22 protein-coding genes are annotated in these 24,038 nt (G+C 61.1%); 18 read left to right on the forward strand and 4 right to left on the reverse strand.

What is annotated here, in order from left to right; genetic code table 11:
• Positions 1 to 40 precede the first annotated feature (40 nt).
• Genes J3361_RS16960 through J3361_RS16970 form a run of 3 tightly spaced genes read left to right on the forward strand, consistent with a single transcriptional unit; the run spans position 41 to position 2,503 of the window.
• Positions 41 to 1,066: a phosphotransferase gene (locus tag J3361_RS16960; RefSeq protein ID WP_207965539.1), complete on the forward strand. Its 1,026-nt coding sequence runs from the start codon at positions 41 to 43 to the stop codon at positions 1,064 to 1,066.
• A complete protein-coding gene (gene murU / locus J3361_RS16965; RefSeq protein WP_207965540.1) occupies positions 1,063 to 1,734 on the forward strand; it encodes an N-acetylmuramate alpha-1-phosphate uridylyltransferase MurU in 672 nt (223 codons plus the stop codon). Before J3361_RS16960 ends, murU begins: the two co-directional genes overlap by 4 nt.
• A 1-nt stretch (position 1,735) precedes the next feature.
• Positions 1,736 to 2,503 (forward strand): TerB family tellurite resistance protein, encoded by a 768-nt coding sequence (locus tag J3361_RS16970; RefSeq protein ID WP_207965541.1) that lies wholly within the window; start codon positions 1,736 to 1,738, stop codon positions 2,501 to 2,503.
• Between the two features lie 168 nt (positions 2,504 to 2,671).
• Here the strand turns inward: J3361_RS16970 and J3361_RS16975 are convergent, their stop codons facing one another.
• The gene (locus tag J3361_RS16975; RefSeq protein ID WP_207965542.1) at positions 2,672 to 3,664 is read right to left on the reverse strand and encodes an alpha/beta hydrolase family protein; all 993 of its coding nucleotides are present in this window, start codon (positions 3,662 to 3,664) and stop codon (positions 2,672 to 2,674) included.
• 74 nt (positions 3,665 to 3,738) lie between these two features.
• On the opposite strand from J3361_RS16975, the gene J3361_RS16980 reads away from it, so the two are divergent.
• The 10 genes from J3361_RS16980 (at position 3,739) to trpE (ending at position 16,318) form a co-directional block, all read left to right on the forward strand.
• Positions 3,739 to 6,135: a sensor histidine kinase gene (locus tag J3361_RS16980; protein WP_207965543.1), complete on the forward strand. Its 2,397-nt coding sequence runs from the start codon at positions 3,739 to 3,741 to the stop codon at positions 6,133 to 6,135.
• 204 nt (positions 6,136 to 6,339) lie between these two features.
• A complete protein-coding gene (locus J3361_RS16985) occupies positions 6,340 to 6,969 on the forward strand; it encodes a response regulator transcription factor (RefSeq protein WP_003206156.1) in 630 nt (209 codons plus the stop codon).
• 350 nt (positions 6,970 to 7,319) lie between these two features.
• On the forward strand, positions 7,320 to 8,444 hold the full coding sequence (locus J3361_RS16990; protein WP_207965544.1) for an ABC transporter ATP-binding protein: 1,125 nt from the start codon (positions 7,320 to 7,322) through the stop codon (positions 8,442 to 8,444).
• Between the two features lie 49 nt (positions 8,445 to 8,493).
• Entirely contained in the window at positions 8,494 to 9,537 is a 1,044-nt protein-coding gene (locus tag J3361_RS16995) for an ABC transporter substrate-binding protein (RefSeq protein WP_003206153.1), read from the forward strand.
• 225 nt (positions 9,538 to 9,762) lie between these two features.
• Positions 9,763 to 11,010, forward strand: a complete 1,248-nt coding sequence (locus J3361_RS17000; protein WP_207965545.1) for an ABC transporter permease — start codon at positions 9,763 to 9,765, stop codon at positions 11,008 to 11,010.
• Between the two features lie 13 nt (positions 11,011 to 11,023).
• Positions 11,024 to 11,848, forward strand: coding sequence for an ABC transporter permease (locus J3361_RS17005; protein ID WP_053125909.1), 825 nt, complete (start codon positions 11,024 to 11,026; stop codon positions 11,846 to 11,848).
• A 201-nt stretch (positions 11,849 to 12,049) separates the two neighbouring features.
• On the forward strand, positions 12,050 to 13,198 hold the full coding sequence (locus J3361_RS17010) for an iron-containing alcohol dehydrogenase (RefSeq protein ID WP_207965546.1): 1,149 nt from the start codon (positions 12,050 to 12,052) through the stop codon (positions 13,196 to 13,198).
• 78 nt (positions 13,199 to 13,276) lie between these two features.
• Positions 13,277 to 13,951 (forward strand): ribulose-phosphate 3-epimerase, encoded by a 675-nt coding sequence (gene rpe, locus J3361_RS17015; RefSeq protein ID WP_207965547.1) that lies wholly within the window; start codon positions 13,277 to 13,279, stop codon positions 13,949 to 13,951.
• A complete protein-coding gene (locus J3361_RS17020) occupies positions 13,948 to 14,766 on the forward strand; it encodes a phosphoglycolate phosphatase (RefSeq protein WP_207965548.1) in 819 nt (272 codons plus the stop codon). Before rpe ends, J3361_RS17020 begins: the two co-directional genes overlap by 4 nt.
• 70 nt (positions 14,767 to 14,836) lie before the next feature.
• Complete coding sequence (gene trpE, locus J3361_RS17025; protein WP_207965549.1) at positions 14,837 to 16,318, forward strand: anthranilate synthase component I; 1,482 nt, start codon at positions 14,837 to 14,839, stop codon at positions 16,316 to 16,318.
• Between the two features lie 126 nt (positions 16,319 to 16,444).
• On the opposite strand, the gene estP is transcribed toward trpE, so the two are convergent.
• Positions 16,445 to 18,352 (reverse strand): esterase EstP, encoded by a 1,908-nt coding sequence (estP, locus tag J3361_RS17030; protein ID WP_207965550.1) that lies wholly within the window; start codon positions 18,350 to 18,352, stop codon positions 16,445 to 16,447.
• A gap of 410 nt (positions 18,353 to 18,762) precedes the next feature.
• On the opposite strand from estP, the gene J3361_RS17035 reads away from it, so the two are divergent.
• The 4 genes from J3361_RS17035 to J3361_RS17050 are packed head-to-tail and all read left to right on the forward strand — an operon-like array spanning position 18,763 to position 21,953.
• Positions 18,763 to 19,356, forward strand: a complete 594-nt coding sequence (locus tag J3361_RS17035; RefSeq protein ID WP_207965551.1) for an aminodeoxychorismate/anthranilate synthase component II — start codon at positions 18,763 to 18,765, stop codon at positions 19,354 to 19,356.
• A gap of 9 nt (positions 19,357 to 19,365) precedes the next feature.
• On the forward strand, positions 19,366 to 20,415 hold the full coding sequence (gene trpD, locus J3361_RS17040; protein WP_053125896.1) for an anthranilate phosphoribosyltransferase: 1,050 nt from the start codon (positions 19,366 to 19,368) through the stop codon (positions 20,413 to 20,415).
• Positions 20,412 to 21,248: an indole-3-glycerol phosphate synthase TrpC gene (gene trpC / locus J3361_RS17045; protein ID WP_207965552.1), complete on the forward strand. Its 837-nt coding sequence runs from the start codon at positions 20,412 to 20,414 to the stop codon at positions 21,246 to 21,248. The genes trpD and trpC overlap by 4 nt, the downstream gene beginning before the upstream one ends.
• A gap of 3 nt (positions 21,249 to 21,251) precedes the next feature.
• Complete coding sequence (locus tag J3361_RS17050; RefSeq protein ID WP_207965553.1) at positions 21,252 to 21,953, forward strand: lipoate--protein ligase family protein; 702 nt, start codon at positions 21,252 to 21,254, stop codon at positions 21,951 to 21,953.
• Here the strand turns inward: J3361_RS17050 and crp are convergent.
• A complete protein-coding gene (crp, locus tag J3361_RS17055; protein ID WP_060740379.1) occupies positions 21,950 to 22,594 on the reverse strand; it encodes a cAMP-activated global transcriptional regulator CRP in 645 nt (214 codons plus the stop codon). The two genes, J3361_RS17050 and crp, sit on opposite strands and share 4 nt — an antisense overlap.
• Positions 22,595 to 22,827: 233 nt before the next feature.
• Between crp and J3361_RS17060 the strand changes: the two genes are divergently transcribed.
• Positions 22,828 to 23,250 carry an OsmC family protein gene (locus J3361_RS17060; RefSeq protein ID WP_003206127.1) on the forward strand — a complete coding sequence of 141 codons (423 nt, stop codon included), beginning with the start codon at positions 22,828 to 22,830 and terminating at the stop codon, positions 23,248 to 23,250.
• 126 nt (positions 23,251 to 23,376) lie between these two features.
• Here the strand turns inward: J3361_RS17060 and coq7 are convergent, their stop codons facing one another.
• Entirely contained in the window at positions 23,377 to 24,024 is a 648-nt protein-coding gene (coq7, locus tag J3361_RS17065) for a 2-polyprenyl-3-methyl-6-methoxy-1,4-benzoquinone monooxygenase (RefSeq protein ID WP_053125891.1), read from the reverse strand.
• Positions 24,025 to 24,038 lie beyond the last annotated feature (14 nt).

Raw genomic sequence — 24,038 nt, forward strand, 5'->3', positions numbered from 1 at the left:
ATGACCCGCTTGACGGCTAGCGCCGTCGGAGACCCTTGCAATGCCCGACCAAGATGTACGCTTGCAACACCTGAAAGTTTGGCTCGATGAACAGCTGCCGATCCTTTTCACTCAACAGGGCTGGGGCGCCGTACCCCCGGCCACGTTGACCGCCGCCAGCAGTGACGCGAGCTTTCGGCGATATTTCCGCTGGGAAGGCGAGGGCCACAGTTTGATCGTGATGGATGCGCCACCGCCCCAGGAAAACTGCAAACCCTTCGTGGATATTGCTTTTTTGCTGGCGAAATCCGGCATCAACGTGCCGAAAATTTATGCCGAAGACCTCGAGCGCGGCTTTCTTTTGCTCAATGACTTGGGCAGCCAGACCTATCTGGACGTGATCGACGGCGAAAATGCCGACGATTTGTTCGATGACGCCCTGCAAGCGTTGTTGGCTTTCCAGCAGTTGCCGATGGTCGCGCCGCTGCCGAGCTACGATGTCGCGTTGCTGCGTCGAGAGCTGGAATTGTTCCCCGAGTGGTACGTCAAGCGCGAGCTGGGCATCGAACTCGATTCGGCCCAGCAGCAACTCTGGCAGCAAGCCTCCGAGCTGCTGATCGACAGCGCCCTGGCCCAGCCCAAAGTGCTGGTGCACCGCGACTACATGCCGCGCAACCTGATGCTCAGCGTGCCGAACCCCGGCGTGCTGGACTTTCAGGATGCGGTCTATGGCCCGGTGACCTATGACGTGACCTGCCTGTTTAAGGATGCCTTCCTCAGTTGGCCCGAGGCGCGGGTGCGTGGTTGGCTGGAGCGATACTGGCAGCAGGCCGGCGCCCTGGGCATTCCCGTCCAGTCGGATCTCGAGGATTTCCTGCGGGCCAGCGACTTGATGGGCGTGCAGCGTCATCTCAAGGTCATCGGGATCTTCGCGCGCATTTGCCATCGTGACGGCAAGCCACGTTACCTCGGCGATGTGCCGCGTTTCTTTGCCTATATAGAAGCGGTCATTGCCCGTCGTCCTGAGCTGGCACCGCTCGATGAGCTGCTTGGCAGCCTGCGGCAATCGGCCGGAGCGACGGCATGAAAGCGATGATCCTGGCCGCGGGCAAGGGCGAGCGCATGCGTCCCTTGACTCTGACCACGCCAAAGCCGTTGATTCGTGTGGGTGGCGTGCCCTTGATCGAATACCACTTGCGGGCGCTCGCCAAGGCCGGTTTCACCGAGGTCGTGATCAATCACGCCTGGCTCGGCCAGCAGATCGAAGATCACTTGGGGGATGGCTCACGGTTTGGCGTGAGCATCCGTTTTTCCCCCGAGGGCGAGCCGCTGGAAACTGGCGGTGGAATCTTCCGGGCCTTGCCGCTGCTGGGCGATGACGCGTTTGTGGTGGTGAATGGCGATATTTGGACCGACTACGATTTCAGCGCATTGCGCAGGCCGCTGGGAGGGCTGGCGCACCTGGTGTTGGTCGATAATCCCGAGCATCACCCGGGCGGTGATTTCATCCTGGTCGACGGAAAGGTTCACGATGGGCAAACACCTGCCGACAACCTGACCTATAGCGGCATTGCCGTCCTGCATCCGCGGTTGTTCGACGGTTGCTCGGACGGTGCCTTCAAGCTCGCACCGCTGTTGCGCACGGCCATGGCCGAGGGGCGCGTCAGTGGCGAGCACCTGAAAGGGCATTGGGTCGACGTCGGTACCCATGAACGTTTGGCACAGGTCGAAACCTTGATAGAAGCGAGCGGTTGATATGTGGTGGCCAGGGACTCTGATTGGAGCCGGGGCGGGCTTTGCCATAGCCAGCATCCCGGGGGCCATGCTTGGCGCATTGTTGGGGCAGGCGCTGGACCGGCGCCTGAACCTGCAGGGCTGGGCGCAAATACGTGAGCGTCTGGGCGGACGCCCGGCGTTACGCAACGACGAATTATTGTTTGTATTGCTCGGCCGCCTGGCCAAATGCGACGGGCGTGTGGTCGACGGCCATATCCAGCAGGCGCGTCAGGAGATGCGGGCGCTGGACTTGAGCGAATCGGCGCAACGCCGGGCTATCGCGGCGTTCAACCGGGGCAAGTCCGGAAACGATCGCTTGCGCGGCTACATGCGTCGCCTGGCCGCCCAGCCCCATGCGGCTGAAGGCGTGTTGCGCGCCTGTTGGCGGATGGTCTGGGCCGACGGGCGAGCCGGTGTCGGCGAGCGAGAACTGGTGGCCCAATGGGGGCGCTGGTTGGGCTGGACGCCGCAACAAGTCCAGGCGCTGGCGGCTGATTACGAGCCGCAGAAACTGTCGCGGCCCAACGCCGGCGTGACCTATCAGGAGGCGTTGCGCCTGCTGGGGGTTTCGGCCACCAGCGAACCGGCGCAGATCAAGCGCGCTTACCGGCGGCTGCTCAGCCGTCATCACCCGGACAAAATTGCCGGCAGCGGCGCGACGCCCTTGCAGGTGCGTGAAGCCACCGATAGAACCCGGGAATTGCATAACGCCTATCGGTTGATTCGCGAGCGACGGGATTTTCGCTAGCCTCACCCGCCTCTGTGGCGAGGGAGCTTGCTCCCGCTCGGCTGCGCAGCAGTCGTAATCCGGTAAGTGCGGTCTTTCTTCGAGGAACCGTGGCCTTAATCCCAGGACCGCTTCGCGGTCCAGCGGGAGCAAGCTCCCTCGCCACGGTGGATGACGCCAGCGTCGGTCTTACTCCCCCACCTTCTGCGGGTTCAACCAACCCCGTACCCGACGAAACAGCTGTTCCTCCTGCGCCGACCGGTTGGGCAGGGCCTTGAGGGAGACCTGGCTGAATGTGGAACCTTTCAAACGTTTGCTCGCTTGCAGGCGCTCCAGCGCCGCGTTGCGATCCAGCGGCTTGTCCATGTAGAAAATGTCGGCGGTCGCCAGTTTCAAGGTCGGGGTCAGTTCGGCCAGGCCAGGCTTGGCAGTGACTGGCGTCTGGGCGGCTACCATCACGAAGCGTTCGACTTGCGAGGGCTGTTTTTCGCTCAGGTAACGCGCAGCCCAATAGGCGCCGGTGCCATGGCCCAGCAGCACGATGCGACGTGCGCTTTGTTGTTCGGCGTAGGCCAACGCCGCGTCGATGCGGGCAAAGATGCGCTCGGCATCGGCCTTGGCGTGTTCTTCATCGGCTTGGGCAACGACTGGCTCCACCGCATCGGCTTCGCCGCCGGCAACCTGTTCGATCGGCGCTGAAGTGGTCGCGTCCGGTGCTGCTGCAACGGCGTCGGCCGGTTTGGTCTCGGGCGGCGCTTCCTCCACGCGCGGTGCAATGACGTCGCTTTGCAGGTCCGGCAGGGTGATACTCAGGCTGCTCCACTGCGCATCGGGCAATTTTTTACGCAATGGGCCGACGGCTTGAGGCCAGTCAGCTGTTTCGCCGGCACCGGGGATGATGATGACCGCACCGCTGGGGTCACTGGTATTAGCCGGTTTCCACAGCGCCAGGAAGGTGTCGCTGCCGGTCTGCAACTGTTGCTGTTCCTGGAGCGGAATCTTTCGTTCAAGTGCCGCCGCTTCTTCCTGGCTACGCTCGAGCAAGGGTTGGCGCTCGACGGGTTTTTCCTCGGCAGGTTGCTCGGCGGCGGGGGCCGTTTCGCTGGCCTGGACAGAAAAGGCACTTGGCAGGATCAGCGACAGGCACAATGCTGGCAATGCCAGGCGATAAACAAAGGGCATCGGATATTCCATGACCAGAAGTATTTCCGGCAGCCTAATGGGTTGGTCAGTATTTGTCAGTGCATGAGACTTCGATGATGCGTTTTTGCTGCCTGTGGGTTATCGGCTGTTTATGGCTTCCCTTGATGGCGTGGGCCGCGCCCGCGCCGTCGGCGCCTGGGGTGCAATTGAATGCAGCGCAGCGCCAATGGTTGGTGCAGCATCCGCAATGGCGGGTCGGCCTGGTCTTGCAGGCGCCTTATGCGCAATACGACCGGCGCTTGCAGCGGTTGTCCGGCACCAACGTCGAGTTGATGCAGTGGCTGGGCAAGGCATTGAACGTCGAGCTGACCTGGCGCAATTTCCAGGACGTGGCGCAACTGGAAGCTGCGGTGCGCGCGGGTGAGGTGGACATCGCTCCCGGCCTGACCCAATCCCCGGGTGGGCTCAAGCTCTGGCAGTTCTCCAACCCCTACATGCGTGTGCCGCAATTGATCGTCGGCGCGCAAAAGGGCGCCGAGGGGGTGGAGTTGGAAAAACTCGACACCCAGGCCCGCGTCGCCGTGCGCATGCCCAGCGCCACGGCCGATTACCTGCGCAGCAACTACCCGACACTGAATCTGCAAGGCGTGCCGCTGGAACGCGAGGCCTTGCAATTGCTGCTGACCCAGCAGGCCCGATACGCAGTGGTCGACGAGGCGCAACTTGGACGATTGATGGTCGAGCCCGAATTCGCCGAGCTGGCGGTGGTGGGCGATATTGGCCTGCCACAGTTGCTAAGGGTCGCCACGCGCCGGGATTGGCCGGAACTGGCCGAGATCATCGACAGCGGTTTGCAGGCGATCCCGGCCAAGGAGCTGGAACAACTGCACAGTCGTTGGCTCAAGCCAAAATACCCGCGCCTGACCGAAACCCCGGGGTTCTGGCAGAACCTGACCCTGTTGATCCTGGCCTTGCTGCTCAGCAGTGTCGCCATCGTGTTCTGGCAGCGCCGCCAGCAACGTGGCCTGGAGCGCCGACTGCGTGCCGCGCGGGAAGACATCGCCCAGCGTACGGCCAGCGAGGAGGCCTTGCGTCTGACGCAGTTCTCCATCGACCAAAGCACGGTGGGTATCCTCTGGGTCAATTGGGACAGCCACGTGCGTTATGCCAACCGAGCGGCCGAAACCATGCTCGGCTACGCCTCGGGCGCCATCATTGATCGGCCCCTGATCGACTTCGAACCGGGTTTGCACATGGATCGCTGGCTGAACCTATGGAAACGCGCCCGGGCCAGTGAAGACGGTCCGCAGAGTTTCGAGACCGAGTGCGTGCGGGCCGATGGCAGCATCCTGCCGGCGGACGTTTCCCTGAGCTTCCTGCGTTTTCGCGACGCCGAATACCTGGTGGTCTATCTCAACGACGTGACTGAACGCCGACGTGCGCTGGCGGCGTTGCGCGAAAGCGAGGCGCGGTTGCAAGGCATCGCCGCCAATGTGCCGGGCCTGGTCTTTCGCCTGGAGCGGGCGCCGGTGACCGGCCAGATCGACTTCGCCTACATCAGCGAAGGCAGTGAAAGCCTGGTGGGCTATTCCCCTGCAACCCTGGCCCGCAGCGACACCGGGCTGCGCAGCCTGGTGCACCCGCAAGACAAGGCCGATTACCACCGCACCCAGGACCAGGCGCTGGACACCGACAGCGACTGGTCATGGCAGGGCCGCATCCTGACCCGCGAAGGCCAGGAACGTTGGGCCGAGATCAAGGCGATCACTCGCCGTCTCGAGGATGGCGCCTACGTCTGGGACGGTATCGTTTGGGACATCACCAACAGCAAGCGCATCGAACTGGAACTGGCCAGCTCCCGGGAGCAATTGCGCGAATTGTCGGCGCACTTGGAAAGTGTGCGGGAAGAGGAAAAGGCCCGTATTGCCCGGGAAGTTCACGATGAGCTGGGCCAGATGCTGACGGTGTTGAAGCTGGAAACATCCATGTGCGAATTGGCCTATGCGCAACTCGACCCAGGGTTGCAGGAGCGGCTTAACAGCATGAAGCGGCTGATTGCCCAGTTGTTCCAACTGGTGCGGGACGTGGCGACGGCGTTGCGCCCGCCGATCCTGGATGCGGGCATTGCCTCGGCCATCGAATGGCAGGCTCGGCGCTTCGAGGCGCGTACGCAGATTCCTTGCCTGGTGCAGGTGCCGGACAACCTGCCAACCCTGAGCGACGCCAAGGCCATCGGCCTGTTTCGGATTCTCCAGGAGGCGCTGACCAACGTGATGCGCCATGCCCAGGCGCATACCGTGGAGTTGACGTTGGTCCAGCAAGGTGCTGATTTATGTCTGACGGTCAGCGACGACGGTGTAGGATTTATTGCCGATACGAGCCGGCCCACATCCTTTGGCTTGGTCGGCATGCGCGAACGGGTGCTGATCATGGGGGGGCAATTGACCTTGGACAGCGAGCCGGGGGAGGGGACGACCCTGTCGGTGCGGGTGCCGTTGCAGGAGGCCTGATGGTCTTGGGTTGCCTGGGCTGGCGCCTTCGCGAGCAGGCCCGCTCCCACCTTGTATCGGGGTGGATTCAAGATGTGTGTTTACCGCCGATCCATTGTGGAAGCGGGCTTGCTCGCGAAAGCGGTGTATCGGCTTGCAAGGATGTCGAGCGTAAAGTAACCATCGCGAACCATTTGCGATGTGAGCCTGAACCTGGAGAAGAACGTGATCCGTGTACTGGTAGCCGAAGACCACACCATCGTCCGCGAAGGCATCAAGCAGTTGATCGGCCTGGCCAAGGATCTGGTGGTGGTGGGTGAAGCGAGCAATGGCGAACAATTGCTCGAGACCCTGCGTCACGTGCCTTGCGAAGTGGTGCTGCTGGACATTTCCATGCCGGGGGTCAACGGCCTGGAGGCGATCCCACGGATCCGGGCGCTGAACAATCCGCCGGCTATTCTGGTGCTGTCGATGCATGACGAAGCGCAAATGGCTGCTCGCGCGCTGAAAGTCGGCGCCGCCGGCTACGCGACCAAGGACAGCGACCCGGCCCTGTTGCTCATGGCGATTCGCAAGGTCGCGGCTGGTGGGCGCTACATCGACCCCGACCTGGCGGACCGCATGGTCTTTGAAGTGGGCCTGACCGATACGCGGCCGCTGCACTCGCTGTTGTCCGAACGCGAATTCTCAGTCTTCGAACGCCTGGCCCAGGGTGCCAACGTCAACGACATCGCCCAGCAACTGGCCCTGAGCAGCAAGACCATCAGCACCCACAAGGCGCGGCTGATGCAGAAGCTCAACATCACCTCGCTGGCCGAGTTGGTGAAGTACGCCATGGAGCACAAGCTGCTCTAACCCTCACCACAATTTCCCCCTGTGGGAGCGAGCCTGCTCGCGATGGCGTCGGGTCATTCAACATTGATATTGACTGATACACCGCTATCGCGAGCAGGCTCGCTCCCACAGGGGAAATGTGTCGGCATATCCATTTGCGACACCCCACAACAGCGCTTTTTGCCCCTACTTGCAGCTTGCCGCTTGAAACTCGCCACTGCACTTACCTAATCCCGCCATCCTTGTAGGGCAATCCCTACCCCGACTCTTCCATCCGGCTGAGGCGATTCTCTCCTGCCCCCCGATTTGCGCGGCCCCCAGGCTCCACTAGGCTTGATTCACAAGCAGTCATCAAAACAAAAGGTGCGGGTATGAGCCAGGTCGATTCAAGCGCGGGGGCCAGTGATGTGCTGGTCAGCTTTCGTGGTGTGCAAAAGAGCTACGACGGCGAGAACCTGATCGTCAAAGACCTCAACCTGGATATTCGCAAAGGCGAATTCCTGACCCTGCTCGGGCCTTCCGGTTCCGGCAAGACCACCAGCCTGATGATGCTCGCCGGGTTTGAAACCCCAACCGCCGGCGAGATCCTGCTGGCGGGGCGCTCGATCAACAATGTGCCGCCGCACAAGCGCGACATCGGCATGGTGTTCCAGAACTACGCTTTGTTCCCGCATATGACCGTCTCCGAGAACCTCGCCTTCCCGCTGACCGTGCGTGGCCTGAACAAGAGCGACGTGAGCGACCGGGTCAAGCGCGTCCTGAGCATGGTCCAGCTGGACAGCTTCGCCCAACGCTACCCGGCGCAATTGTCCGGCGGTCAGCAACAACGGGTGGCCCTGGCCCGGGCGCTGGTGTTCGAGCCGCAACTGGTGCTGATGGACGAACCCCTCGGCGCGTTGGACAAGCAATTGCGCGAACACATGCAGATGGAAATCAAGCACCTGCACCAGCGCCTTGGAGTGACCGTGGTCTATGTGACCCACGACCAGGGCGAAGCCTTGACCATGTCCGACCGCGTGGCGGTGTTCCATCAGGGCGAGATCCAGCAGATTGCCCCGCCGCGCACCCTGTATGAAGAGCCGAAAAATACCTTTGTCGCCAACTTCATTGGTGAAAACAACCGGCTCAATGGCCGTCTGCACAGCCACACCGGCGATCGTTGCCTGGTGGAACTGGCACGCGGCGAGAAAGTCGAGGCCCTGGCGGTGAACGTCGGCCAGCCTGGCGAGCCGGTGACCCTGTCGATCCGTCCGGAGCGGGTGAGCCTCAACGGCGTCAGCGAACAATGTGTCAACCGCTTCTCAGGGAGGGTGGCGGAATTCATCTATCTGGGCGACCACGTCCGGGTTCGCCTGGAAGTCTGCGGCAAGAACGACTTCTTCGTGAAACAGCCGATTGCCGAGCTCGATCCCGGGCTCGCCGTCGGGGACGTGGTTCCGCTTGGCTGGCAAGTCGAGCATGTGCGTGCGCTCGATCCCCTTTTAGAGGCGAATTGATCGCCCCCTGCTGTACCAACACCAACCCTGCACGTGGAGAGAACAATAAATGTTGAGATCCCTGAAGTTCACAGCCCTGACACTGGGCATGATGGGTGCGGCAAGCGCGATGGCGGCGGGTCCGGACCTGACCGTGGTGTCTTTCGGCGGGGCGAACAAGGCGGCTCAGGTCAAAGCCTTCTACGCACCGTGGGAAGCGGCCGGCAACGGCAAGATCGTGGCTGGCGAGTACAACGGCGAAATGGCCAAGGTCAAGGCCATGGTCGATACCAAGAGCGTTTCCTGGGATTTGGTGGAAGTCGAGTCCCCGGAATTGTCCCGTGGTTGTGACGAAGACATGTTCGAACAACTCGACCCGGCCCTGTTCGGCAAGGCCGAGGATTACGTCAAGGGCGCTATCCAACCTTGCGGCGTAGGTTTCTTCGTGTGGTCGACCGTGCTGGCCTACAACGCTGACAAGCTCAAGACCGCGCCGACCAGCTGGGCGGACTTCTGGGACACCAAGCAATTCCCGGGCAAGCGCGGCCTGCGCAAGGGCGCCAAGTACACCCTGGAATTCGCCTTGATGGCCGACGGTGTCGCACCGAAGGACGTCTACAAGGTGCTGGCCGGCAAAGATGGCCAGGACCGTGCGTTCAAGAAGCTCGATGAGCTCAAGCCGAACATCCAGTGGTGGGAAGCCGGTGCGCAACCGCCGCAATACCTCGCTTCCGGTGACGTGGTCATGAGCTCGGCCTACAACGGCCGGATCGCCGCGGTACAAAAAGAAAGCAACCTGAAAGTGGTGTGGAACGGCGGCATCTACGACTTCGACGCTTGGGCGATCCCACGCGGCCTGGACAAGACCCGCGCCGAAGCGGCGAAGAAATTCATCGCCTTCTCGGTGGCGCCACAGCAGCAGAAGACCTACTCGGAAAACATCGCCTACGGCCCGGCCAATACCCAGGCTGTACCGCTGCTGGCCAAGGATGTCCTGAAGGACATGCCGACCACCCCGGAAAACATCGCCAACCAGGTGCAGATCGACGTCAGCTTCTGGGCTGACAACGGCGAGCAGCTGGAGCAGCGCTTCAATTCCTGGGCTGCGAAGTAACAAAAGCATCCCGGCTGAACGGGCTTTTGTGGCGAGGGAGCTTGCTCCCGCTTGAGTGCGCAGCACTCACAAAATTGATGTTGCTGACAAAATTTTGGGGCCGCTTCGCAGCCCAGCGCGAGCAAGCTCGCTCGCCACAATGACTCGCTCCCACAGGTTGCGGTTTCAAAAGAACAGAGGCGGTCCGCCGCCCCTGTAACGATAAAAAGATTTGCGGAGTTCGCCATGGCCATCGCCGTTCCACTGAACGCGGGCACCAGCCCCACCCTCAAGCAGCGGCTCAAGCATGCCGAGCGGGTCAACCGCTGGAAGGCCCAGGCCTTGATCGCGCCGCTGGTGCTGTTTCTGTTGCTGGTGTTCCTGGTGCCAATCGTGGCGCTGCTGTTCAAAAGCGTCAGCAACCCGGAAGTGGTGGGCGCCATGCCGCGCACTGTCGCCGCCGTCGCGGCCTGGGACGGACGCGGTTTGCCGGGCGAGCCGGTGTACAAGGCTGCCAGTGAAGACCTGGCCGAAGCCCGCAAGAATCAGACCCTGGGCGATTTGTCCAAGCGCCTGAACATGGAACTGGCCGGCTATCGCAGCCTGATGACCAAGACCGCTCGGGCGTTGCCGTTTGCTACCGAGCCGACTTCTTATAAAGAAGCCTTGGAAAACCTTGATGAGCGTTGGGGCGATCCGGCGTACTGGCAGGTGATCCGCCGCAACACCAGTGATGTCACCCCGTATTACCTGCTGGCGGCTGTCGATCACCGCATCGATGACCTCGGCGAACTGGCCCCGGCCACCCCCGACCAGGCGATCTACCTCGACATCTTCACCCGCACCTTCTGGATGGGCCTGGTGATTACCGCGATATGCCTGGTGTTGGCCTATCCGTTGGCCTACCTGCTGGCGAACCTGCCGTCGCGTCAAAGCAACTTGTTGATGATCCTGGTGTTGCTACCGTTCTGGACCTCGATCCTGGTGCGAGTCGCCGCGTGGATCGTGCTGCTGCAATCGGGCGGCTTGATCAACAGCGCGCTGATGGCCATGGGGGTCATCGATAAACCCCTGGAACTGGTGTTCAACCGCGTCGGTGTGTACATCTCCATGGTTCACATCCTATTACCGTTCATGATCCTGCCGATCTACAGCGTGATGAAAGGCATCTCGCCTACCTACATGCGGGCGGCGATTTCCCTGGGCTGCCACCCGTTCGCCAGTTTCTGGCGGGTGTACTTCCCGCAGACTTATGCCGGTGTCGGCGCCGGTTGCCTGTTGGTGTTCATCCTTGCCATCGGCTACTACATCACGCCGGCGCTGCTGGGCAGCCCGAACGACCAGATGGTCAGCTACTTCGTCGCGTTCTACACCAACACCAGCATCAACTGGGGCATGGCCACGGCGCTCGGCGGGCTGCTGTTGCTGGCGACCATCGTGCTTTATCTGATTTACAGCTGGCTGGTGGGCGCCAGTCGCCTGCGCCTGAGCTAAGGGGAGATCGAAAATGGTGAGTCCTTACATGTCCCCCATCGAGCGGGTGTGGTTCTACAGCCTGCGCATACTTTGCGGGTTGATCCTGTTGTTCCTGATCCTGCCGGTGCTGGTGATCATTCCGCTGTCGTTCAACTCCGGCAGTTTCCTGGTGTACCCGCTGCAAGGTTTTTCGCTGCAGTGGTACCACGATTTCTTCGCCTCGGCCGAATGGATGCGGGCACTGAAAAACAGCATCATCGTGGCCCCGGCGGCGACGGTGCTGGCGATGATCTTCGGCACGCTCGCCGCCATTGGCCTGACCCGAGGTGACTTCCCGGGCAAGGCGCTGGTGATGGCCCTGGTGATTTCACCGATGGTGGTGCCGGTGGTGATCATTGGGGTGGCCAGTTATCTGTTCTTCGCACCACTGGGGATGGGCAACAGTTTCTTCTCGCTGATCGTGGTCCATGCGGTGCTGGGTGTGCCGTTCGTCATCATCACGGTGTCGGCGACCTTGCAGGGGTTCAACCACAACCTGGTCCGCGCCGCCGCCAGCCTCGGGGCTTCGCCACTGACAGCGTTTCGTCGGGTGACTCTGCCGTTGATCGCTCCGGGCGTGATCTCCGGTGCGCTGTTCGCCTTCGCGACATCGTTCGATGAAGTGGTGGTGACGCTGTTCCTCGCTGGGCCTGAGCAGGCTACCCTGCCACGGCAGATGTTCAGTGGGATCCGCGAAAACCTCAGCCCTACCATCGCGGCGGCGGCGACGCTGCTGATTGCCTTCTCGGTGGTCCTATTGCTGACCCTGGAATGGTTGCGCGGGCGTAGCGAGAAGCTGCGCACTGCCCAGGTCTGACGGTTAGCGCGGTACAAATGTGGGAGCGAGCCTGCTCGCGATAGCGGTGTGTCAGCCAACATTAATGTGTCGGATAGACCGCTATCGCGAGCAGGCTCGCTCCCACATGGTTCCTCATCGCATTCACGCGCTGAATGACAGACAACCCTCAATACCGAGCTATCCTTGTGCCAGCCCATACTCGAATAAGAGGCCGCGCACATGAGTCTTTCCTCATTCAAGATCGCCCACAAACTGATCACCGGTGCCGCTGCCATCGAGCAACTGGCCGCCGAGTTGACGCGCCTGGACGTCGACAATCCGCTGATCGTGACCGATGCGGCATTGGTCAAGTCCGGCACCGTGGAGTTGGCCCTGCAACACCTGGGCGGGCGGGACTACGAGATTTTCGACCGGGTCATGCCGGACCCGGAAATCGCCATCGTCGAAGATTGCATGCAAGCCTACCGCGACGGCGGGCATGATGGCCTGATCGGCCTGGGCGGCGGCAGTGCCATCGACATCGCCAAATGCGTGGGCGTCTATGCCGGTTATCACGGCGAATTGCAGGACATGTTCGGTGTCGACCAGGTGCCGCGCAAAGGCCCGCCCATGATTGCCATCCCCACCACGGCCGGCACCGGTTCGGAAGTCACCAACGTGGCGATCCTCTCCGACAAGGCCGCGCAGCTGAAAAAAGGCATCGTCAGCGATTTTCTGTTGCCGGATGTGGCGCTGGTCAGCCCGCAAATGACGCTTACCTGCCCACGCAGTGTCACGGCTGCCAGTGGCGTCGATGCGCTGGCGCACGCCATCGAGGCCTACCTGTCGCTCAATGCTTCGCCGATCACCGATGCCCTGGCCATCGGCGCAATCAAACTGATCACCCGCGCACTGCCCAAGGCCTACGCCAACCCCGCCCATCTGCAAGCCCGCGAGGACATGGCCACGGCCAGCCTGATGGCCGGCATGGCCTTCGGCAATGCCGGGGTCGGGGCGGTGCATGCACTGGCCTATCCGTTGGGCGGGCGCTTTCACGTGTCCCATGGCGTCGCCAATGCCATGTTGCTGCCATATGTCATGACGTGGAACAAGATGGCCTGCGTCGAGCGTATGCGTGACATCGCCGAGGCCATGGGCCTCAAGACCGCTCACCTGAGTGATCTTGAAGCGGCCGACGCAGCCGTGGAGGCCATGGTTGCGTTGTGTGCCGCCGTGCAGATCCCCAAAGGCCTGAGCGGCCTGGGCGTGACCGAGGACGTGATTCCTTCCATGGCGGTGGAAGCCGCGGGGATCGAACGCCTGATGCGCAACAATCCGCGTCAACTGAGCGCCGCCGATATCGAGAAGATCTACCGCGCGGCGTATTGATCGACTGTCACGGTGGGCGCGCCAAATCTTGAGGTATACAATGCGCGCCATCGTGATTTCGCTCAAAACAGGTGCGTCATGCAGCCCTTCGTTATTGCTCCGTCGATTCTCTCCGCCGACTTCGCCCGCCTGGGTGAAGAAGTGGACAACGTTCTGGCCGCCGGGGCCGACTTCGTGCACTTCGATGTCATGGACAACCACTACGTGCCCAACCTGACCATCGGCCCGATGGTCTGCGCGGCGCTGCGCAAATACGGCATTACCGCGCCGATCGACGCGCATCTGATGGTCAGCCCGGTGGACCGCATCGTCGGTGATTTCATCGAGGCGGGCGCTACCTACATTACTTTCCATCCGGAAGCCACGCAGCACGTCGACCGCTCCCTGCAGTTGATCCGCGAAGGCGGCTGCAAGTCAGGCCTGGTGTTCAACCCGGCAACGCCCTTGGACGTGCTCAAGTACGTGATGGACAAGGTCGACATGATCCTGCTGATGAGCGTCAACCCTGGATTCGGCGGGCAGAAGTTCATCCCGGGCACCCTCGACAAGCTGCGCGAAGCCCGCGCACTGATCGATGCCTCGGGTCGTGACATTCGCCTGGAAATCGACGGCGGCGTGAACGTGAACAATATTCGTGAAATCGCCGCGGCCGGCGCCGACACCTTTGTCGCCGGCTCTGCGATCTTCAACGCGCCGAACTATGCAGAAGTAATTGAAAAAATGCGTTCTGAACTGGCCCTGGCGCGCCCATGAGCGGCTTCGAGCAGCTATTCCCCGGCAGCTTGCCGCGTCTGGTGATGTTCGACCTCGATGGCACTTTGGTCGATTCGGTCCCGGACCTCGCGGCGGCCGTGGACACGATGCTGCTCAAGCTCGGACGCCCGCCCGCCGGCATCGACGCGGTGCGCCACTGGGTCGGCAACGGTGCGCCCATGCTGGTGCGCCGGGCCCTGGCCAACGACATCGATGCCCAAGGCGTCGACGATGCCGAAGCCGAGCAGGCCCTGGCACTGTTCAATGAAGCCTACGAAGACAATCACCAACTGACGGTGGTTTATCCTGGCGTGCGTTCCACCCTCAAGTGGCTGAAAAAGCAGGGCGTGGAAATGGCCCTGATCACCAATAAGCCGGAACGTTTCGTGGCGCCGCTGCTGGACCAGATGAAAATCGGCCGCTATTTCCGCTGGATCATCGGCGGCGATACCTTGCCGCAGAAAAAACCGGATCCGGCCGCGCTGTTCTTCGTGATGAAAATGGCCAACATTCCGGCCTCCCAGTCCTTGTTCGTCGGTGACTCGCGCAGCGATGTGCTGGCGGCCAAGGCGGCGGGGGTCAAGTGCGTGGCGCTGAGTTACGGCTACAACCACGGCCGGCCCATCGCCGAAGAGTTTCCGACGCTGGTGATCGATGATTTGCGCCTGCTAATTCCCGGTTGCCTGGACCCGGCCGCTGAGATAACGTTGCCCGACGTTGTTCAATCCTCTTCTGGAAACGCCATCGTGGTGGTCACTCGCAAACTCTGGATGAAAGTCATGAAGGCCCTGGCCCGCTGGCGTTGGCGCGCCTGACATGATCCTGGCCGGTTATCCGGCGCGTTTGCATACCTGACTGTCAGCTTCTCTTGCCACGAGGCATCCCATGATCCGTGAAGAATTCCTGCGTCTAGCCGCTGCCGGCTATAACCGCATCCCCCTTGCCTGCGAAACCCTGGCCGACTTCGACACGCCGTTGTCGATCTATCTCAAACTCGCCGACCAGCCCAACTCCTACCTGCTCGAATCGGTACAGGGCGGGGAAAAGTGGGGCCGGTATTCCATCATCGGCTTGCCGTGCCGCACGGTGCTGCGGGTCCATGACCATCGCATCAGCGTGACCCACGACGGCGTCGAAATCGAAAACCTCGAAGTCGAAGATCCGCTGGCCTTCGTTGAAACCTTCAAGGCCCGCTACAACGTGCCGACCATTCCCGGCCTGCCGCGTTTCAACGGTGGCCTGGTGGGGTATTTCGGCTACGACTGCGTGCGCTACGTGGAAAAACGCCTGGGTACCTGCCCGAACCCTGATCCGCTGGGCGTGCCGGACATCTTGCTGATGGTCTCCGACGCGGTGGTGGTCTTCGATAACCTCGCCGGCAAGATGCACGCGATCGTCCTCGCCGATCCGTCCCAGGCAGATGCCTATGAGCAAGGCCAGAAAAGCCTGCAGGCCCTGCTGGAAAAACTCCGCCAGCCGATCACACCGCGCCCCGGCCTGGATTTCAGCAAGCAGTCGGCGGCCGACCCGGTGTTCCGTTCCAGTTTCACCCAGGACGATTACGAACGGGCCGTCGATACCATCAAGGAATACATCCTCGCTGGCGACTGCATGCAAGTGGTGCCGTCGCAGCGGATGTCCATCGACTTCAAGGCCGCGCCCATCGATCTCTATCGGGCGCTGCGCTGTTTCAACCCAACGCCCTACATGTATTTTTTCAACTTCGGTGACTTCCATGTCGTGGGCAGTTCGCCGGAAGTGCTGGTGCGGGTCGAGGACAACCTGATCACCGTGCGGCCGATCGCCGGCACTCGCCCCCGTGGCGCCACGGAGGAGGCTGACCGGGCACTGGAAGAGGACCTGCTGTCGGACGACAAGGAAATCGCCGAGCACCTGATGCTGATCGACCTGGGGCGCAACGATACTGGGCGGGTCTCGGAAATCGGTTCGGTGAAACTCACCGAGAAGATGGTCATCGAGCGCTACTCCAACGTGATGCACATCGTCTCCAACGTCACCGGCCAGTTGAAGGCCGGGCTGACAGCGATGGACGCCTTGCGGGCGATCCTGCCGGCGGGCACGTTGTCCGGCGCACCGAAAATCCGCGCGATGGAAATCATCGACGAACTGGAGCCGGTCAAGCGTGGGGTATACGGTGGGGCCGTGGGCTACTTCGCCTGGAACGGCAACATGGACACCGCGATTGCCATCCGCACCGCGGTGATCAAGAACGGCGAGTTGCACGTGCAGGCCGGCGGCGGTATCGTCGCCGACTCGGTGCCTGCATTGGAATGGGAAGAAACCCTGAACAAGCGCCGCGCGATGTTCCGCGCCGTGGCGCTGGCCGAGCAGACCTCGAACGACTAAAACCTGTGGCAACTCGATCAACTGTGGGAGCGAGCCTGCTCGCGATGGCGGTCTGTCAGTCGATACATTTGTCGGACATGACAGCCTCATCGCGAGCAGGCTCGCTCCCACATGTATTTTTCTCGATCAGAAGTCCAGGCTGACCCCCAGGCTCACCCCTTGCTGGGTCATGTCATCATCCTTGCGCAGCGTATAACCACCCCGCAGCGCCAGGTCCTGGGTCAACTTGTGGCTGACCCCCAGGCTCAGGCGATTCAGGTGGCTCTGTGGCGTGTAGCCTTCCAGCGTAAAGTCATTGGCCGGCAGGCTGTTGAGGGCGATGTTGACCTTTTGCGTGTCGTCTTCGTACTCGCGTTCGTGGGCATATTCGCCAAACACCTGGGTCTGCCGGGTAATGTTGTATTTGCCCTGCAAGCCAATGCCCAGGCGTTTCGAGTCGCGGGTCTGGTCATCGAAGGTCAGGGCTGTGGAGCGGTCGCTCTTTTCCGAGTAACCGTCCACTTCGACCTTCGCATAATCAGCGCTGACAAACGGCGAGAGGTGCCATTCGCTGCCCGGCTGGGCGATGTCGTAGCCCACTCGCGTGCTGAACGCCCACAGATGGCCGTCTGTGTCGCCTTTCTCCTGCGCTTCGTTGACGCCCAAGTCGAACTTGCGCTCCAGGTTGTCGTAGTCGAGCTTGCCGCCGGTCAGTGCCGCATCGGCCCACCAGCGATTTTGCTGGAACTGGGCGAAAGCGGTCGCCAGGTAGCTGTTGAGTTTGTACGTCGAGTCGTTATCGCCAGCGTCCATGTCCTGGCGGTAGAAACCGGCGGCGACACCCACGCGCCAAGCTTCGTTGAGGCGATAGCTGCCGCCGACGTTGAGGCTGTAGCCGCTGCCGTCGGCGCTGGCGCCGCTGCCTTGGCTGTCCATGTCCAGGTGCTGGCCGCCCCCGGCGACGATGGCTCGCCACTGGCCGACGGCCTGCCAGTCTTCCCAGTCCGATTGCCACTGGCTGCGCAATTCATCCTGGTGAGCGCGTAAGGTCGAGTGGGCCATTTCCGGCAGCAATGTCAGCTCCCAGGGCGCCGCGAGTAGGGAAAAGGCGTAGTCGGCGATCAGTTTCTGTCCGGCTTCGGTTGGATGGACCGCATCGTTGTAGATCAGCTTGGTGGGATCCGGCGTGGCACTGTTGATGCCATAGGTGGCATTTTCCGTGCAGCCGTTGCCGCTGAAGCAGGTCGCGGTGAGGTTTTCGCCGGTGGCGAGGCCGAATCGTGCCGGGTCGGCGAAGCTTTCCTTCAGCAAAAGCGGAATGTTCAACGGAATGATTTCGGCGTCGATGCCTTGCAGACGTGTGATCAACTGTTGGTTGAACTGGTTGCCCAGTTGCGAAAAGAAGTCTTGCGAAGGGCCGCCGTTGAGGAAGGGAGTCAGGCCCAGGTCGGGCAACAGCCAGACCATCATATAGCGGGCCCCAGCCGTTTGCAGCACCTGGACGCTGTCAGCCAGGCGGTCCGCGGCGTCGCTCGCTTGCTGGGGTGTCAGCACCAGGAGTTGAATGAAGTCGTTGCCACCACCGGAAATGTAATACAGCGCATTCGGATCGGCGCGCAGGCCATTGGATTGCAGATAGCCGGGACGGCTGCGCTCGCCTGTGTCGGACACGCCGGTAATCGATTCGAGGATCTGGTCGGTACGATAACCGCCCACAGCCCAGTTATTGCCATCTGCCAGACCCTCGCCAGCGCGGACCGCTGAAGTGGAAGCGGCGGTCTCGTCGGCGGAATATCCCAGGCGCCCACCCAGCAACTGGGTCGAGTTGGCCGAATAGGCTTCGCCGCTGCCGTCGGTGTAGATCGGACCGGTTCGGTTGGTGTAGCGCTCGGTCGAGCCGGGTGGGCCGTTCGGGTCGGCGAACTGGCCGGCGTCGTTGAGGCTGTCACCGAATACGATGAACTTGGAATATGGGTTGGGGGCGGCGTTCGCCTGGGCGCAAGCGAGCGCGAGCAGGCAACCGGCAATCGGTACGAACAACGTTTTTTTAATCATGGGAAAGTCCGTTTTGATCTTATTTTTGTTAGAAAACGAAACGACAGTACCAAAAACTTTCGGCATTTTGCCATCTATCCGGAACGTCGTGATTGTTTCAAAGCCCTTCGGGATCGCTCATATTGCGTGCTCCGCCCAGCTAAGCTACTGTGCCGGGACGTATGAACGAGACTTCCCCTGTGTCGATTGTCAGCAAACTTCTGGATCAAATGATCAAGGCACACGCCCGTTGGCGTTGGCGCGCCTGAATATTCTCCGCCGGCCTCGCCGGACCTGTACCGATTTGCCTTCTTTACCCGCTGTAGAACCGCTTCGCCGGGGCATCACTCGCCTCGCCAAGCGCAGCAGCGTGCGGGTCACTCGCTGAAGGCTGTGTTTAAAGTCAGTGAATTCAATAGGTTGCTTACGCCATGTTGCTGATGATCGATAACTACGACTCTTTTACCTACAACGTTGTGCAATACCTTGGCGAGCTGGGCTCCGAGGTCAAGGTCGTGCGCAACGACGAACTGACCATCGCCGAAATCGAAGCCCTCAAGCCTGAGCGCATCGTGGTTTCCCCTGGCCCGTGCACGCCGACCGAAGCGGGCATTTCCATCGACGCCATCAAGTACTTTGCCGGCAAGCTGCCGATCCTGGGCGTCTGCCTGGGGCATCAATCGATCGGCCAAGCATTCGGTGGCGATGTGGTGCGTGCCCGACAAGTCATGCACGGTAAGACTAGCCCGGTATTCCACGAGGACAAGGGCGTGTTCGCGGGTTTGAATCATCCGCTTACCGTCACCCGCTACCACTCGCTGGTCGTTAAGCGCGAAACTCTGCCCGACTGTCTGGAGTTGACGGCCTGGACCCAGCTTGAAGACGGCTCCGTCGATGAAATCATGGGGCTGCGCCACAAGACATTGAATATCGAGGGTGTGCAATTCCATCCCGAGTCTATTCTCACCGAGCAGGGCCACGAGCTGTTCGCCAACTTCCTCAAACAAACCGGCGGCACGCGCTAAGGACTTTTCATGGATATCAAGACAGCCCTGAGCCGTATCGTCGGCCATCTCGACCTGAGCACCGACGAGATGCGCGACGTGATGCGAGAAATCATGACTGGCCAATGCACGGATGCGCAGATCGGCGCGTTCATGATGGCCATGCGCATGAAAAGCGAGAGCATCGATGAAATCGTCGGCGCGGTGTCGGCGATGCGCGAACTGGCGGACAAGGTCGAACTCAAGACGCTGGACGGCGTGGTCGATGTGGTCGGCACCGGTGGTGACGGCGCCAATATCTTCAACGTGTCCACCGCCTCTTCGTTTGTCGTTGCGGCGGCCGGTTGCACCGTTGCCAAGCATGGCAACCGCGCAGTCTCAGGCAAGAGCGGCAGTGCCGATCTGCTGGAGGCTGCCGGTATCTACCTGAACCTGACGCCGATTCAAGTGGCGCGCTGTATCGACAATGTCGGCATTGGTTTCATGTTTGCCCAGACCCACCATAGCGCCATGAAACACGCCGCCGCGCCGCGCCGTGACCTGGGCCTGCGTACGCTGTTCAACATGCTCGGCCCGCTTACGAATCCGGCCGGCGTGAAGCATCAAGTGGTGGGCGTGTTCAGCCAGGCATTGTGCCGGCCTTTGGCGGAAGTCCTGCAACGCCTGGGCAGCAAGCACGTGCTGGTGGTCCATTCGAAGGACGGCCTGGATGAATTCAGCCTGGCGGCGCCGACATTCGTGGCTGAACTGAAAAATGATCAGATCAGCGAGTATTGGGTCGAACCTGAAGACCTCGGCATGAAGAGCCAGAGCTTGCACGGCCTGGCGGTGGACGGCCCGGCCCAGTCGCTGGAGCTGATCCGCGATGCCCTGGGTCGCCGCAAGACCGAGAATGGCCAGAAAGCCGCCGAGATGATCGTGCTCAATGCCGGCGCCGCGTTGTACGCCGCCGACCACGCCAGCAGCCTCAAGCAAGGCGTGGAACTGGCCCATGATGCACTGCACACTGGCCTGGCCAGGGAAAAACTCGAAGAGTTGGGTGCATTTACCGCCGTATTCAAAGTGGAGAACGAAGGATGAGCGTGCCAACGGTTCTGGAAAACATTCTGGCTCGCAAGGCTGAGGAAGTGGCTGAGCGTCGCGCTCGTGTCAGTCTCGCCGAGCTGGAAAACCTGGCGCGTTCAGCGGATGCGCCGCGCGGGTTTGCCAAGGCACTGATCGATCAGGCCAAGAAAAAACAGCCGGCGGTGATTGCCGAAATCAAGAAGGCGTCCCCCAGCAAGGGCGTGATCCGTGAACACTTCGTTCCGGCCGACATTGCACGGAGCTACGAGAAGGGCGGCGCGACCTGCCTCTCGGTGTTGACCGACGTCGACTTTTTCCAAGGCTCCGACGGCTACCTGAAGCAGGCGCGGGCGGCGTGTAAGTTGCCGGTGATCCGCAAGGATTTCATGATCGATCCGTATCAGATCGTCGAGGCTCGGGCGCTGGGGGCCGATTGCGTGCTGTTGATCGTTTCCGCCCTGGACGACGTGAAAATGGCCGAGCTGGCGGCCGTGGCCAAGAGTGTCGGGCTGGATGTCCTGGTGGAAGTTCATGACGGCGACGAGTTGGAGCGAGCCCTGAAAACCCTCGATACGAAACTGGTCGGTGTGAACAATCGCAACCTGCACACCTTTGAAGTGAGCCTGGAAACCACCCTGGACCTGTTGCCGCGCATCCCGCGCGATCGCCTGGTCATCACCGAAAGCGGCATCCTCAACCGGGCCGACGTCGAGCTGATGGAAGTCAGCGATGTGTACTCGTTCCTGGTGGGCGAGGCATTCATGCGGGCCGAGAACCCGGGGACGGAATTGCAACGGCTGTTCTTTCCTGAACGAGGCCTGCCGGTGAGCGGCTCGACGCTGGACTGATCCATGTCGCCTGTGATTTCCCTGACTGTCGAAGCTGGCCTGCAAGCCGAACAGGATCTGTTGGCCAGCATTTGCGCGGGCGACGCTGAGTTCGGGCTGCTGTTCTGGCAGCCCAATGACCGCGCGCTGGTCATGCCGCGCCGCTTGAGTCGCCTGCCAGGGTTCGAACACGCCTGTGAAGTATCGGCCGCCCATGGCTGGCCAGTTCTGCTGCGGGAAACCGGCGGTGAACCGGTGCCGCAGTCGGCCGCTACCGTCAATATCGCCCTGGTTTACGCGCCACCGCGCAGCGAAGGCGATCATGGTCGCATCGAAACCGGGTATCGCCGGTTGTGCGATCCCATCTGCCAGTTGTTGGATGAGTTGGGCGGGGTGGCTTCGCTGGGCGAAGTGGAAGGGGCCTTTTGCGACGGGCGCTTCAATGTCAACCTCGACGGCCGGAAGATGGTCGGCACTGCTCAGCGCTGGCGCCAGAGCAAGGGTGGTCAGCGTCCGGTGGGCCTGGTTCACGGCGCGCTGTTACTGGAGAACGAGCGCGAGTCCATGGTCGCAGCGGTCAATCGCTTCAATGAAGCCTGTGGCCTGGAGCAGCGAGTGCGTGCCGAGAGTCATATCGCCCTGCATGAGAAATTCCCGGCGCCTCACGCCCTGGAACGCCTCGACGCGTTGTACCGGGAACTGTTGACCCAACTGCTGGACGCTTAACGCGTTCCGAACACCACCATGGTCTTGCCTTTGACGCTGACCAGGTTGCGCTCTTCCAAGTCCTTGAGTACGCGACCGACCATTTCCCGCGAACAACCTACAATCCGGCCAATCTCCTGGCGGGTCACCTTGATCTGCATGCCGTCCGGGTGGGTCATGGCATCGGGCTGCTTGCACAATTCCAGCAGGCAACGTGCGACACGTCCGGTGACATCAAAAAACGCGAGATCGCCGACCTTGCGGGTGGTATTGCGCAGGCGTTGTGCGATTTGTCCGCTGAGGACGTAAAGAATGTCCGGGTCTTGCAGGGACAGTTCGCGAAATTTGGCGTAGCTGATTTCCGCAACTTCACATTCAATCTTGGTTCGCACCCAGGCACTGCGTTCCTGTTCCTTGCCCGCCTGTTCGAACAACCCCAACTCACCGAAAAAATCGCCGGAATTGAGGTAGGCGATGATCATTTCCCGACCGTCATCATCTTCTATCAGGATAGTGACCGAACCCTTGATGATGAAAAACAGCGTCTCGGAACGATCTCCCGCACAAATGATGTTGTGTTTGGCTGGGTAGCGGCGGCGTTGGCAGTGCATCAAGAGTTTGTCGAGATTCTTGATCTTGAATGTGGGAGTAATGGCAACCATGGTTGTATCCCGAAAAACTGCGCGGTGTGGTGGTTTGGTTTTTTATGGAGGCGAATGGCTATCGCTAAAAGCTGGCCATACGCCAGCGAGTTGGCGCAGCTTAACAGAGGCGTCCTTAATAAATTCGAGAATTTACCTACATGCCGACAGGACGAGCTTCCTAAGACGGAGAGCGGCCATCGCGAGGTGCTGTGCTAAGCTGGCGACCCTTTTTTAACAGTGGAGTCTTGGCGATGAAGGCACGCATCCAATGGGCTGGCGAAGCCATGTTCCTCGGTGAGTCAGGCAGTGGTCATGTGGTCGTCATGGACGGCCCGCCGGAGGCCGGCGGTCGCAATCTGGGTGTTCGGCCGATGGAAATGCTCCTGCTGGGCGTGGGCGGTTGCAGCAACTTCGACGTGGTCAGCATTCTCAAGAAATCCCGTCAGGCTGTTGAAAGCTGCGAAGCGTTCCTCGAAGCGGAACGCGCCACTGAAGACCCAAAGGTGTTTACCAAGATCCACATGCACTTCGTGGTGAAGGGGCGAGCCCTGAAGGAAGCCCAGGTCAAGCGCGCCATTGAGCTGTCCGCGGAAAAATACTGCTCGGCTTCGATCATGCTCGGCGCCGCCGGGGTCGAAATCACCCACGATTATGAAATCATCGAGTTGGGTTGAGTCGTTATCCGAGGGCTTGCGACTTGCTGCATTGAAATTGTCGGATAGAAAAAAGGCGACTCCCGTGGGAAGTCGCCTTTTTTAGTTTCCGGGGAATGAGGATGGATATCCAGATCCCAATCACCGTCAAATCCGATAAGTGCTCTTGGTCATGACCTTGGCCAGCAGGCTCATGCCGAATTTCACCGGGGCCGGGAAACGGAAACCACCGGCGTCAAGCGCACTTTCGGCATGGTGTTCTTCATCCACGCGCATCTGCTCGAGGATCGCCCGGGACTTTTCATCCTCAGCCGGTAGTTGCTCCAAGTGTTCGTTCAAGTGCTTGCACACTTGATGTTCGGTCGCCGCGACGAAGCCGAGGCTGACTTTGTCGCTGATCAGCCCGGCGACGGCGCCGATGCCGAATGACATCCCGTAGAACAGTGGGTTCAGGACACTGGTATGGCTGCCCAGTTGGCGAATCCGTTGTTCACACCAGACCAAGTGATCGACTTCTTCCTCGGCGGCGTGCTCCATTGCCTCACGCACCTGCGGCAGCTTCGCGGTCAGCGCCTGGCCCTGATACAGCGCCTGGGCACAGACTTCGCCGGTGTGGTTGATACGCATCAATCCGGCTACGTGGCGGGTTTGCTCGTCACTCAGTTGCGCGTCCGGTTGCACGATGGCCGGTGATGGGCGGTACGGCTGGCCACTGAAGGGCAGCAATGTGCGCATCGCGGTGTCGGCTTGCAGCAACAGGCGGTCAATCGGCGAGTAGTGACGTTGGGTAGTCATGCTTACCTCCGGGA

The organism is Pseudomonas sp. OA65 (assembly GCF_017498305.1).
Taxonomy (GTDB): domain Bacteria; phylum Pseudomonadota; class Gammaproteobacteria; order Pseudomonadales; family Pseudomonadaceae; genus Aquipseudomonas; species Aquipseudomonas zanjanensis.

Bases quoted from the DNA above. Each gene is read 5' to 3' on its own strand.
- J3361_RS17005 (WP_053125909.1), top strand. From the start codon at position 11,024: ATGGTGAGTCCTTACATGTCCCCCATCGAGCGGGTGTGGTTCTACAGC.
- J3361_RS17050 (WP_207965553.1), top strand. From the start codon at position 21,252: ATGTCGCCTGTGATTTCCCTGACTGTCGAAGCTGGCCTGCAAGCCGAA.
- J3361_RS16975 (WP_207965542.1), bottom strand. From the start codon at position 3,664: ATGCCCTTTGTTTATCGCCTGGCATTGCCAGCATTGTGCCTGTCGCTG.
- coq7 (WP_053125891.1), bottom strand. From the start codon at position 24,024: ATGACTACCCAACGTCACTACTCGCCGATTGACCGCCTGTTGCTGCAA.
- J3361_RS17060 (WP_003206127.1), top strand. From the start codon at position 22,828: ATGAAGGCACGCATCCAATGGGCTGGCGAAGCCATGTTCCTCGGTGAG.
- murU (WP_207965540.1), top strand. From the start codon at position 1,063: ATGAAAGCGATGATCCTGGCCGCGGGCAAGGGCGAGCGCATGCGTCCC.
- J3361_RS16990 (WP_207965544.1), top strand. From the start codon at position 7,320: ATGAGCCAGGTCGATTCAAGCGCGGGGGCCAGTGATGTGCTGGTCAGC.
- J3361_RS16980 (WP_207965543.1), top strand. From the start codon at position 3,739: ATGATGCGTTTTTGCTGCCTGTGGGTTATCGGCTGTTTATGGCTTCCC.
- J3361_RS17010 (WP_207965546.1), top strand. From the start codon at position 12,050: ATGAGTCTTTCCTCATTCAAGATCGCCCACAAACTGATCACCGGTGCC.
- J3361_RS16970 (WP_207965541.1), top strand. From the start codon at position 1,736: ATGTGGTGGCCAGGGACTCTGATTGGAGCCGGGGCGGGCTTTGCCATA.
- rpe (WP_207965547.1), top strand. From the start codon at position 13,277: ATGCAGCCCTTCGTTATTGCTCCGTCGATTCTCTCCGCCGACTTCGCC.
- trpC (WP_207965552.1), top strand. From the start codon at position 20,412: ATGAGCGTGCCAACGGTTCTGGAAAACATTCTGGCTCGCAAGGCTGAG.
- J3361_RS17000 (WP_207965545.1), top strand. From the start codon at position 9,763: ATGGCCATCGCCGTTCCACTGAACGCGGGCACCAGCCCCACCCTCAAG.
- estP (WP_207965550.1), bottom strand. From the start codon at position 18,352: ATGATTAAAAAAACGTTGTTCGTACCGATTGCCGGTTGCCTGCTCGCG.
- J3361_RS16960 (WP_207965539.1), top strand. From the start codon at position 41: ATGCCCGACCAAGATGTACGCTTGCAACACCTGAAAGTTTGGCTCGAT.
- J3361_RS17035 (WP_207965551.1), top strand. From the start codon at position 18,763: ATGTTGCTGATGATCGATAACTACGACTCTTTTACCTACAACGTTGTG.
- J3361_RS16995 (WP_003206153.1), top strand. From the start codon at position 8,494: ATGTTGAGATCCCTGAAGTTCACAGCCCTGACACTGGGCATGATGGGT.
- trpE (WP_207965549.1), top strand. From the start codon at position 14,837: ATGATCCGTGAAGAATTCCTGCGTCTAGCCGCTGCCGGCTATAACCGC.
- crp (WP_060740379.1), bottom strand. From the start codon at position 22,594: ATGGTTGCCATTACTCCCACATTCAAGATCAAGAATCTCGACAAACTC.
- trpD (WP_053125896.1), top strand. From the start codon at position 19,366: ATGGATATCAAGACAGCCCTGAGCCGTATCGTCGGCCATCTCGACCTG.
- J3361_RS17020 (WP_207965548.1), top strand. From the start codon at position 13,948: ATGAGCGGCTTCGAGCAGCTATTCCCCGGCAGCTTGCCGCGTCTGGTG.